Origin of the sequence: Streptococcus suis (assembly GCF_016743335.1) — a bacterium.
GTDB classification, from domain to species: Bacteria; Bacillota; Bacilli; order Lactobacillales; family Streptococcaceae; genus Streptococcus; species Streptococcus suis_Y.
This window is the reverse complement of the sequence record NZ_WCJE01000028.1, coordinates 17,352-29,678: the sequence shown is the minus strand read 5'-3', so window position 1 is coordinate 29,678 and position 12,327 is coordinate 17,352. Positions and strand designations below refer to the sequence as shown.

General features: G+C 38.8%; 10 protein-coding genes. All 10 read right to left on the bottom strand.

Translation table 11 applies throughout. The annotated features are described in order from the left end of the window. Positions 1-9: 9 nt before the first annotated feature. The 10 genes from F9856_RS08475 to F9856_RS08430 all read right to left on the bottom strand — a co-directional run bounded on the left by F9856_RS08475 (position 10) and on the right by F9856_RS08430 (position 12,320). Positions 10-1,638, bottom strand: a complete 1,629-nt coding sequence (locus tag F9856_RS08475) for an LTA synthase family protein (protein ID WP_202106343.1) — start codon at positions 1,636-1,638, stop codon at positions 10-12. Between the two features lie 236 nt (positions 1,639-1,874). Continuing rightward, the gene (locus F9856_RS08470; protein ID WP_202106342.1) at positions 1,875-2,228 is read right to left on the bottom strand and encodes a hypothetical protein; all 354 of its coding nucleotides are present in this window, start codon (positions 2,226-2,228) and stop codon (positions 1,875-1,877) included. A gap of 43 nt (positions 2,229-2,271) precedes the next feature. Then, positions 2,272-2,583, bottom strand: a complete 312-nt coding sequence (locus F9856_RS08465) for a hypothetical protein (protein ID WP_202106341.1) — start codon at positions 2,581-2,583, stop codon at positions 2,272-2,274. Positions 2,584-3,191: 608 nt separating this feature from the next. Continuing rightward, positions 3,192-3,575 (bottom strand): hypothetical protein, encoded by a 384-nt coding sequence (locus F9856_RS08460; RefSeq protein WP_024398759.1) that lies wholly within the window; start codon positions 3,573-3,575, stop codon positions 3,192-3,194. A gap of 17 nt (positions 3,576-3,592) precedes the next feature. Further along, positions 3,593-5,347, bottom strand: coding sequence for a rhamnan synthesis F family protein (locus F9856_RS08455; protein ID WP_202106340.1), 1,755 nt, complete (start codon positions 5,345-5,347; stop codon positions 3,593-3,595). Beyond that, entirely contained in the window at positions 5,344-6,753 is a 1,410-nt protein-coding gene (locus F9856_RS08450) for a glycosyltransferase family 2 protein (protein ID WP_202106339.1), read from the bottom strand. Before F9856_RS08450 ends, F9856_RS08455 begins: the two co-directional genes overlap by 4 nt. Before the next feature lie 11 nt (positions 6,754-6,764). Beyond that, entirely contained in the window at positions 6,765-8,003 is a 1,239-nt protein-coding gene (locus tag F9856_RS08445; protein WP_024398761.1) for an ABC transporter ATP-binding protein, read from the bottom strand. Further along, positions 8,003-8,806 (bottom strand): ABC transporter permease, encoded by an 804-nt coding sequence (locus tag F9856_RS08440; RefSeq protein WP_002942062.1) that lies wholly within the window; start codon positions 8,804-8,806, stop codon positions 8,003-8,005. The genes F9856_RS08445 and F9856_RS08440 overlap by 1 nt, the downstream gene beginning before the upstream one ends. A 466-nt stretch (positions 8,807-9,272) precedes the next feature. Then, positions 9,273-10,382, bottom strand: coding sequence for a hypothetical protein (locus F9856_RS08435; RefSeq protein ID WP_105128538.1), 1,110 nt, complete (start codon positions 10,380-10,382; stop codon positions 9,273-9,275). Positions 10,383-10,427: 45 nt separating this feature from the next. Further along, positions 10,428-12,320, bottom strand: a complete 1,893-nt coding sequence (locus F9856_RS08430) for a M13 family metallopeptidase (protein WP_202106338.1) — start codon at positions 12,318-12,320, stop codon at positions 10,428-10,430. Between the last annotated feature and the right edge of the window lie 7 nt (positions 12,321-12,327).

Sequence of the window (12,327 nt, the reverse complement as noted above, 5' to 3'; positions counted from 1 at the left end):
ATATGATGATTATGGGATGTTCGGTTTTTGCTGTTTGGCTGCAAAATATTTTTGCAGTAAGGCCTTGACCGTTTCTTCGTTTGTCTCAGATAATGGTTGAATATTACCATAATCTGTACTTAATAGATAAGCATTATCAAAGAAAACTGTATCAAATGAATTATTATTTTCTTTATAGTAGAAAAGTGACTCTCCCAAGAAATAGTTGGGCTCAGAAATATCCATATAATCTAATAGAGTCGGTACAAGGTCTAGGGAGTTCCTTCCCTCGACATCCTTTTGCTCTGCCTCAATTCCTTTATGATAGACTATAAACGGAACCCTATCAACATCTTGGTTTTCACGATTGTAGGACGGATAGGCTGCTTTAAAATCTTTATCAGCAAAGGTTGCATGGTCTGCTGTAAAGACCAATATCGTATTATCGAAGGCTGGATTACTAGTAAATTTTTCTAGAAACTGACTAAAATAATAATCAAAATTATAGAAACGATTGAAGAGGATATTTTTTCCATCTTCAAACATCTTATCAGCTGAATCAAAGGTCATATGGGTACCATAAGTATAAATTGCTGTTAAGAATGGGGTCTTTTTGGAAACCTGGTTCTCTATGGTATCATATAGCAATTCTAATGCAGCTTGGTCTGTTAAACTTCCATTAGGTCCTTCTGCCAAATCATTTTCGTTGACAATGGTATCAAAATTAAAACTTTCCAAATAAGATGTAAACTGGGTATTGTTCGGCTCTGTATTGATAAAGGTTGTCTGATAACCCTTATCTCCCAACACTCCCTGCAAGGAAGTCAAGGTGTTAGATTCATAGTTATCTAGCTGATAGCCTGAATAGAGCTGACCAATCAAGCCTCTATAGGTAGCAAAGGTATGATTATAATAATTTTCGAAAGTGAGGGAAGACTCTTGGAACTTCTTCAAGTTCGGCATAATCTCTCGCTCATCTTCTACAATGTTTTGTGACAATCCCTCTACAAAAATCAGAACAACATTGGGTGTAGCCGATAAACTATCTGGTTTTGGACGTGCATTCTGTATCGTATTTCTGTAGAAATAGTCCGTAACATTTGGAGCATTAGCAATTTTAGCTAGGTCTTGTTGATATTCATATGCATCAGCTGCCAACTGATACACACCAAAAATTGGCGAATAGATATTTCCACTCATTAAGGTCACGATTAACTCAACCAAGAGAGAACTCGACAAAACCGTTGAACATTTAATTTTTTCCGCTCTTAGATAGGTAATTGGTAAAAATGTAAAAATCAGTATGCAAATTATTCCAAACAATATGGAAGCAAAACGCCCAGACAAGGATTCTAGCGATTCAAGATTGGTCACCATCACCAAAGTTGTAAAACTTCCGCCAAAAAAGAGGACAATATTCTGCACATTGACAATCAATAACAGAAGACTATTCGCAATATAGGCTGTAAGCTTTTTTTCCTTTAGCAAAAGATTGCTAAAAGTCGCAATGCTTGTAACCTCCAACATAGTAACAAGAATATAGGTCCAGTCCTTATGGTTCTTAAACCCCATGATGGACAGAAGAACAGCAAAAAGATACTTACTCAACAAGACATAGAGAGCGTATTCTTTTATAAGCCGTTTATATGTAGTTATCATTTCAATTTATTCTCCTATCGAATATAGCAGTATTTCTTTATTTGTTCCTTCTTCATCACTATCTGTACTCATTTGTAAATCCTAACCGCATCATTTAGACACTATTTTCTCACACCGACTTTCTCAATGTTAAGTGTAAGTAAAAGTAAAACAGTAGGAGCCATGCTGTACTTTGTAGCGTAAAACCAATAATTTGAAGAAATGTTTTTTTATAGAAGACAGAAACCGTTCCACTTTTAGTCACATATAGTTGCTCGTCCATCATATAATTCTTTCTGCGTGACATTTGGTTTATGCTTTTCTTTATATTGTTGCAGTTCTGTCTTGCTTAGGGGAACATAAGCTATCACGGGTTGCGTCCCTTTCGCACCTGCTGAATATTCAGCAACATATCCCTTGTACCAAATCCTCGGTAAGACTAACTCTCCACTTTCCCCTTCTTGACTCAACCGTACATCAAACATGAGAGGGTTATAGCCTTGACGTACATTTTCTACACTAACCTGCTGGGTATCATATACAAAATGATTGATGGTGCCATTCTGGACATGCTTGTGGCTAATATCTAGATTAAAATATTCATTACCCAATGCTCAATAAGTTGTTATGAAATGCCTTATCCGCCATTTCGTTTTATCGTTTCATCACAGTATGGTTTGTCGCTGTCAGATTGTATTTCTCTTTGAAAGTAGCCACCTGAGGCAAAAAACTCAAGGGATTTGTCACCAAATAAAAGCCTATCTGCACTACCGAAACTACCTTGTGTAGTCGTTTTTTCTCTGCTAAAAACAGAGCAGTAAGGACAAAGGCTGGTAAGAAGTAGGCTAGTCGACCAGTATACTGAAAGACTGCTAGAAAAGTATAGCGAAGAGCCGTAAACCAAGTCAAGATATCTGAAGTAGAAACCAGCAAAATTGTTGAGGTAAAGAGTAGGTAACGAGACATTTTGGGCGAGGATTTATATGCAACTCAGGCAATGACCAGAAAAACTAGACTCAAAGGAAAATAGTATTTCACAATGATCTCTGGTAGGTTCCCTGCTTCTAAAATGTTTTTTGACTTAAATGGGGACCTCTAAAAACTAATTTTCTAAAATTTAAAATGTTGATTTAACAAGGTTTTCGTAACTCCAAATTCGCAATTTTGGGAGTTTTTAGAGGTCCCCAAATGGATAATCACGTAAGACCCAAGATACAAAGAAGGTTTGCGACAGTCTTTGTTCCACAAATTGCAAGATAAAACCAATCAACAGCCCGAGTACTAGCACAACCGATAAAGCAAACGAGGTGTTTTTTCAAGGTCAATTTATTTACCGAGAGTAAGACCAGTATGAGCGAAGAAATAGCTAATCCTAGTTATGGGTTTGAACCATCAGTGCGATGATAATACCTAATGGGACTGGATTGTACTTATCCTGAAAAACCACTTTTTATATGCAATATATCAACGGCGCAATCAAGGGAGAAATTGCGCTCATACCAAAACCAAAATAGGGAAAGACTACTGACATTGTCATGCCATACCATAGTGACTTGGTTTTATTTTGAGTCATCTTATAAAAGACAAAAGTAGGATGTTGTTGCTGTAGCCCACATAATGATGAAGGCATAGCTTGCAAAGGCAACTGTCCCAACTCTCGTTACTAGATACACCAGAGCAGGAATGTAAAGAACACCATTGCCATAGAACATAGGAACTGCATAACCAGAACCATGTGTAAACAGAAAGTTTAGATTTGGTAACAAGTCTCCATTAGCAATCAATTGCGCCAATCCTACTATCCTAGCCATATGAAATGGATAGTCATAGATTTGACTGTTTGTGTTGATGGAGATATAGGAAATGACCGTCATCAGCAATGCATAAACAAATAGTGTTAAGTAAGGGTTGCGACAGAAAATATTCTGCCTTGTCTGACTCAATTCTTTTGTATTCATCATTTCTCTTTTTTATCCTACTTGTCGACCCTCTTAGCCAACATGCGCTGAATAATATATCTGATAGCTCTTAACGGACCAATGACAATATATTTGAGTGCACCTTTTATTCCTCCGATATGATCAAAGTTTACATAGGTGTGAGGCAGAGCATCTGCTCGCTCATTGAGCAATTTATTATCAATAAAAGCTGTCAAGTCATTGGGATTTTTCACAATACGGAAATCATAGTTTTTATCCCAAGCAACGTAGACCAGTAATCGTTCGATGGCATGTAAAATAGAATTTTGAGGCAGGGGCTCTGCTGGCACATCTGCATCGGTTAGGTTCAAATCAAAGAGCGCTTGTAAAGCATCGTATTTAAACCATACATAAGTTCCGTAGGACATCACAAAAGTATGAAGAGCATTAAAATCTATCTGCTTCTGCATTCCCATTTTTTGCCATAATTCATTCATGGCTGGAGCAATCCTATTCTCATTATAGGCATCGACTATTTTATTATAACGGAAAAAGGTTGGGATATCTGCAATCACTAGCCCTAAATCAGACTGTTGTTCCAAATTGGCTAGAATATCATTCGCTGGTTCTACCAACATAGCTATTAGCTCTTTCCGCCAAGATTCTCCCGCCCAGAAGTCTGCTTCTTTGGATTTTTTTGTATGGAAATGTCCGACATAGGTATAGGTCTGTAATTGCTCCTTCAATTTCAACATAGGTAACACATCGCGACCAATATTTCCTGTTACAAAAATCTGAGCCTGGCTTCCATTTTCAGACAACAAAGCCTCTATCTCAGCTACCTTATTTTCTTGGTCTGTTGTGATGAACAAGTCGTAACTAAAATTAAAGGAGTCGAAAGCTGTTAAAAATTCCTGTAAGAGGTCTACATAAAATACATGTAAATGAATAGCTACTCTTCCGTCGTTAGAATAAGGCTCTTGACCTGGTTTTAGGTATTTTTGTGCCAGAAGATACTTAAAATCAGGGTAGTTGATTTTGGACATATGTGACACAATTAAATCAACTGGATAATCTGATTTATCTGCAATCTCTTCTAAAATATATGGTGTTATATGTTGGTTCCCATCAATGGTTTTAACCTTAATAAAGGGTACCCGATGTTTCAAAATAGCTGTGGGGTTGTAGTAAGAAAAATCTGGATGTAGCATTCCAGCAGTATCTTCTTCTACTGTGTTAAAGACCGCCTGATAACGAAAACCTGCTTCAAGTAGGTTTGTTGTAACTTGCGTTTCATAATGGTCAATAACATCCTGGACATTAGTAAAGTTTTGTACACTTTTCCAAAATTCTTGAAAGGCTGCTGATTGAACCACCTTATTTGAAAAGGTCAGGTAGTAGCTTTGAATATGCTCACGAAACTGTTTGGTTTCTCGGAAATTGGTCATTCCCCAAAAATCTACTGTTTCATCTGCTTCATATCGCTGATAAAGTTCTGACATATCCCACAATGGCCCAAAACAGGTGTCATTCATTAGGGTTAGTGAATCGTAATGCTTTATCTCCTCGAAACCTATGCTTGTCATCCCATCACGCCAAGCCGCAAAATCAAACCCGATATTATCTCGACGAATCACCTCATCTACCAAATAAGATTGTCTAAGGACTGTTTCATCCTCTTCTGAAAATGGACTATTGCTGATAAAAACAATCTTTGAGAAGAGCGGGCGCATAGCTTCCAATTGGTATTGAACATGGGAACTGAGCTGCCCATATTTATTGAAATGAACATACAAAAGCAAACGCTTCATTGTTTTCTCCTAAAAAAATTAATAATCTTTGTTGGAATAATCCAACGTCGTGAACCAACAACTGAATTATACATATCAGTGAGTTTTTCTATCTCTTTTTGTTGTTGATTAAGAAGGACTTCTGTTTCACGAAATTGCTGCTCTATGCGCTCTCCTTCCAAGGCTTTCTCTTGTAACTCAACTAGCTGCTCTCCTAACACCTTGGCTACATAATCTGGTGATTGAAGGTCATCCAATTCACATGCTGAATATTTCAAAGTAAATTCAGTTCCATAAAAAGAGGAGATTTCATAGATTAATTGCGGATCTTGTTGCGGAAATAGAACCATGTCCCCAACTAATATTCCATTAGTATAGACAGGAAGTAAGCTTGTTTGATTCTTTTGGCTAAGCAATGAAACATTGCTATAAAAGCTTGGTTGTTCTGACAAATCAATGCGCACTCTTTGGCAGTTATCAGGCAAGCTAAATCGAAGCTCATCATGCTTCAACAAAGGATAGCGAAGTGTATTTTCTTGACAAAATTCAGACCCTTCCTTGTCGAAATAGATGGTAACTTCTTGAATGCCAACTTGCGCAAGACCGCGTTCTTTTTTAGTTAAAACAAGTTCATAAGTGTTATTTCGTTCCAAAAGAATGTCGATCATTTCTCGATAGTGACTAGCTGGGTATTTGTCTAGATAGAATTTCTGAGTCTCCAACAAGGTTTGGAAGCGATTCTCTATTTTAGCAAAGTCGACCGGTCGTGAGTCAGAGCCCTGGTTAATCGTATAGGCAACTGTTGCTTCTGGTAAAAACAGCAACTGTGTTCGTTGAAATAAATCGAGCTGTAAATTAAAGGTATCATCAGCAGTAGTCAAATCCAGCTCCTGATTAACCTCTAACATCAGTTCTCTTTCTACTAACCAGGTCGATGCCATGGTAAACCCACGTGTCGCTAACATTTTAGCATAGGTATCCGCTAATGGAATACTCCCACTAGCAAAACCTGCTCTGGACACCAACTGTCCATCCTCATCATAAATATCAAAATCTGTATTTGACCACTTAGCTTCCGGATGTCCTTCTAGTAAGTCCACCTGCTTTTGAAGTTTATGTGGGTCTAACCAAAAATCATCTCCATCACAACGAGCAATGTATTTGCCCTTAGCTTGCAAACAAGCAGATACCCAGGTTCGCGAAATTCCTTGATTCTCTTCATTTAAAATCATTTGAATCTTTTCTGGATATTGTTTTTGATACGATAGGATAATATCTCTGGATGAGTCGGTTGAATAGTCATCGACAAGGATAATTTCTACTTCAAAATTTGTTTCTTGTGCTAGAAAACCTTCAATAACCCTTTCCAACCACGGCGCCTTGTTATATACCGTACAAATGATTGATACTGTCGGTTGTCCCATCATTCATCCTCTATCTAGTTATTTGTAAAAGTCCAGCTACCATTTCGCTGAATGAGGCCACTTGCTGAATCTAAAGCAGAAAAATCATCTGGTGCAATATCTGTTCGATTCACCATAATAATCGGCGTCTGCGTCGCATCCGAAAAAGCCAACATCTTCCCATCTTTATCGCGAACCGTAACTTCTAGCTTCAATTTTAAATCATTAACATTAGGCAAAGAACAAGAGTAATGCACTACCTTTTTCCCTTTTCCTATTTGGAGTTGATTCATTGAATTGTCATTATAAATCCAAATATTACGATCAATGTCTGTCAGAGATAAGGCCATGTAGGTCTCAATATCTTGTAAAACAGTGTACTCCATCTTAAAATGAATGGTATCTTTAGGGGAAATCTGTTTTGGGCTTAATAAATCCAACTTAAAATTCTCAACCAACTGCACTTCTTTTGCTTCTGCGGATTCAGAATCTACGCCTTTGGCTTCCTCTAAATTTTCTTGTTGAACTGTTATAGTATTATCAAAACTATATTGATTAGCCACATTTTCTGGGTTTCCAATAGCCTTTACCAAGCCATGTTCAATTAGGACTGCCTTGTTACAATATTTCTTAACTGCACCCATATCATGGGTAACCAGAATGGTTGTCTTACCACTTTTCTTTCGTTCTTGGAAATAATCGTTACATTTTCTTTGGAAGGCTTCATCGCCCACCGCCAACACCTCATCCAATATGAGAACGTCTCCTTGTGCCTTGATGGCTACAGAAAACGCTAGACGAACCTGCATCCCGCTAGAATAGTTTTTTAGTTTTTGGTTCATGAATTCGCGTAATTCTGCAAAATCGACGATATCATCATACATGGCATCAATTTCTTCACGTGAAAAACCAAGAAGAGCCCCATTTAGGTACACATTCTCACGCCCTGTTAATTCAGGATTGAAACCAACTCCAAGTTCAATAAAGGAAACCAGTTTGCCATTGACTGTCACTGAGCCTTTTTCAGGCACATAGATTTGAGAAATGATTTTCAAAAGCGTTGATTTTCCAGAGCCATTTCGACCAAGAATCCCGAAAAAGTCTCCTTTTTCCACTTCAAAAGAAATATCCTTGAGAACATGTTGCTCCTTGTAACCTTTAATCCCTCTAAATCGGTTGACCATAGTCGTTCGCAAGCTTTGTGTAGCCTCTGTCGGCAATTTGAAAAACTTGCTGACATGATCTACTTTTACTGCAATATTATTTTCTGTCATTAGAGAATCTCCGCAAATTTCTTAGAATGTTTGTTGAATACCCGAACACCAATTACAAAGACAAGGACTGGAATCAGGTATGGAATCAGCACAATAGCCTTGTTGTTAATGACCTGCCATACTGGTAAATTAGCTCTGTCAATAACAAAATAGCGCATATCTTGAATAATTTGAGCCATTGGGTTAAGCATAATTAGCTTTGCAGCTAAAACGCTTTGATTCATGACAAAGGATAGAGAATAGATGATTGGCGTTGCATACATCCCAGCCTGCATCACCACTTCCCAAATTTGTGCTAAATCACGGAAACGAACAAAGAGAGTAGAGAGTATCAAGGCAATCCCTGTCGCCAACAAAAATAGCTCGACAAAAAGAGGGAGAGCCATCACGACTGACCATGTGAACTGTACGCCATTAAATAAGGAAAAAATCAAAACAACCAATAAATTGATAGAGAAGTTGATTGCTGCCCCAAATACTGACGAGAGTACGATAATTTCCTTAGAGAAGTTTAACTTACGCAATAAATCACCCCGTGTGACGATAGAAACCATTCCCATATTAGTGGCCTCTGAAAAGAAGGACCAGATAACATTTCCTAACAATAAGGCGACCGGAAAATGCGGAACGTCACTACCTAATCTTAGAAAGTGAATAAAAACAACATACATAATAGCAAACAGCATCAAGGGCTTTAGAATTGACCAAAGATAGCCAATTACAGAACCTTGATAGCGTAATTTAAAGTCTGTTTTAATCAATTCTTTTAATAGAATTCGATTTTTTGTGGAAAATAAATCCATACCTTTTTCCTTTCGATTATAACAGTTCTATAAAATCCTATCCCTCTGAGAAAAATACTTCTCAATTCCCACTATCAGAACAAGTTTTTCTAAAGCGAACTCACTACATTATACACTTAATTAACGCTGCTTGCAATATAACACTGTCGCTAGTTATGCACTCCGTACGCATACCTTTTCAAATTCCTTAAGTATCTCATGCTGGCTTCCACTGTAACGGAACTTAAGCCAAAGCATTTTCCAGTGAGGGCTTTTGTTTGCTCTTTTCGAAAAAATATGGAGAACAGACCTTTTAAATTAAGCACGATAAAAACCAGTTAAAATACTACTACGGATTTCAACTGGTTTTATCGTTCATTATTAGATTTCCTCAGCTAAAATAGCCAGTGGGAATTAATTTTAAAATTAGTCAGTTACAGACCGTTTCCAGTATAGATGCAAATATGAATCCGCCTTACCCCAACACTTATTCATTGCAAATTGTTGCAATACCACTACCTTGGCGGAACTTCTTCTCAAAGTCATCTGATACAATATTCTGACTACAATTATTTGGACTAATAGAGGCACTTTGAGATTGAAATTCATAAAAAAATTCTCTCAAGTCCGACTGATAAATACCTTTAAAAGATGCTGCCTCCTCTTTATAAATTTCTTCTCTAATAATATTTTCTATACACTCAAACCAGTCAGCCCTTGACCTGAAAATAAAGACTGGCTTTTCGTCCCCTTTATCAGTCTCACTATAGTACTTGGCAATTCGAGTTAAGATGATAGCAGCAACAAAGTGCTTATAGGCATTTATATAGTCTTTATTGCTTTTATTGATGTTTATATTACTTTTATTTTTAGAAGCAAACGGAACCAGATCTAGATTACAAATGGGAAGGTTTTTAAAGGTGTCAAACCTATCTATCGCTTGTTTTTTGGCAATACCCTTTAAAGTTTCAATCGTATCCTCTAAGTAATTAGATGAATCTTTCCTCGCTAACAATCCTTTATAATACGTTTTTATATAGTAACAACTATCCTCACACTTAGGACTTGTTGGATTTTTTTCTCCAATGACAATATTTGCCATATTTTCATCAACAATAGTATCCCAATCCTTAGACGGACTTTCATCTGCTATCTCTTCCAAACGTCTTTTTATGATTTGCATCTCCTGATGAAGTACATTTTCTCTGTTGATTATTTTGTCATAAACATCATTAAAGTGGATCTCATCATCAAAATCAAACATCCTTTGAATATAGGGAGTAGGGGTCTCCGTTGTAAATTCATCTATAAATTTGATAACCGAACTTGCTTCACTTGCCCAAACATTTTCAGCGACCCCTGGATTGTATAAACAGCAGTAAAAGTTTGCATTTAAATAATCTCCTTGAACCGGTTGTGGCAAACTATATCTTGTAGCAGCTCTACCATGATTGAACCAAGAAAAATCCAAATCCTCATTATTACGTGCTCTGATAAATTCATCTATTTTTTTAGCCCCTTTACCGTCCTTAATCCAAGGATTGTACTCATCCAAATTAGCCTTTCGATACCATGCTATCAGTTTTTCTACAAGCATACTCTCTCTTTTTTTTGTAGCTTTAAGATTGGAGATTTTCAATTATTACCAAATAATCACGCGGTCTTCTTTTGCACGCCACATGCCGTCGCCTTCTTGAACGCCAAAGGTTTCATGGAATTCGTCGAAGTTTGGCAACTGGATGTTGGTGCGTAGGTGACCTGGTGCATGGACATCGACACTTGCCAACATCTGCATGAACTCAGGACGGGCCTTCATTCGCCAGATACGAGCAAAGTTGGTGAAGAATTCCTCTGCGGAGAAGTCATCTTCTGACTTGGCTGCTTCCAAAGCCGCTGCAATCCCACCAAGGTCGGCAATGTTTTCTGACACAGTCAACTTACCATTGATTTTGGCACCGTAAGAATCCTGACCCTCAAACTGTTCGATAACCTGCTGGGTACGGGCCTCAAAGGCAGCATAGTCTTCTTCTGTCCACCAGTTATTCAAGCTACCATGCTCATCAAAGGAGGCACCGTTTGAGTCAAAGGCATGGGAAATCTCGTGGGCAATAACCGCACCGATACCGCCGTAGTTAGCTGATGAAGACTGCTCCAGAGAGTAGAATGGCGCCTGCAAAATGGCTGCTGGAAAGACAATCAAGTTCTTCTGTGGATTGTAGTAGGCATTGACCATGTGGGCTGGCATGCCCCATTCCTTAATGTCCACAGGCTTATTCCACTTGCTCCAACCATGAGCAATGTCAATCTTGTTTAGTTCGATGGCATTTTCCACCAAGGACTTGCTTGGGTCAATAATCTTCTTATAATAACGCTCTGGCAAGGCTTCTGGGTAGCCAATGTAAGGCTTAATCACATTGAGTTTGACAATGGCCTTGTCACGCGTTTCCTGAGCCAACCAGTCTGCCGTTTCCAAACGAGATTTGTAGACCTCAATCATCTTGGCAACTTTTGCTTCCACATCGGCCTTGGCTTCTGGTGAGAATTTCTCCCCAGCATACCAAAGACCGAGGGCTTGGTTAAAGTAGCCTTGTGCCAAGTTGTAGGCTGCTTTTTCTTGATTTTGAGCCTGCGGTGTACCAGAAAGAGCACGGCTGTAGGCTCCTGCTAGAATACGGATTTCATCCGACAGGAAGGCTGTATAAGCTCCTGCCGCTTTCAAAATCAAGGTCGCCTTCAAAAGCTCCCAATTATCCGCACTGTAAATGTCCTTGGCAGCCTGCCAGAAACGTTCCTCAGGCACGATAATCTTGTCTGGCGTTTGACCTAAAATCGCTGTGAAGAAATCATCCAAAGGCAACTCTGGTGCCAAGGCTGTAAAATCTGCCCACTCGTAGGGGTGATAGAGTTTTGCATACTCAGAACCTTCTTCATTTGACAGAACATACTTGGCAATCGTGGCATCTAGTTCCAAACGCTTGTCCAAGAGGTCCTTGATTTCCTCGTCGCTAAAACCGAACTTAGGCAAGAGTGCTTCTTGGCTCTCTCTCCACGTTTTGAGCAATTCTGCTCCTTTTTCATGCCCTTCCTCATAGTAGGTCGTATCTGGCAGGATAATGCCTAGAGAATCTGCCCAGAGGACATTGGTGGTCGCGTCCATAAAGTCAGGCGCTACGCCGAAAGGCATGAGGTTTGGCTTGCCTGCCAACTCATATTCTGCCAGCTTGCTAGTGAATTCTTCGAAAGAGTTAAGTGCCTTGTACTCAGCAATCAAGGCCTGAGCAGGTTCTGCACCCAAACGGTCACGGGTTTCATAGTCAGCCACTTGCTTGTGAAAAGCCACAAAGTTTTGCAAAACGCTATCTTCTGGGACATCTTCTCCCGCCAACCAAGCGTTTGTCGTGTCAATCATGAGCTTTTCAATCTCGTCCGCCAGGTCTGAGAAACCACCTGTTCTTGGCTTATCGTCTGGAATGACGGCTGTTTTTGCCCATTCACCATTGACGTATTCGTAAAAATCATCTTGTAAACGTGTCATTGATTTT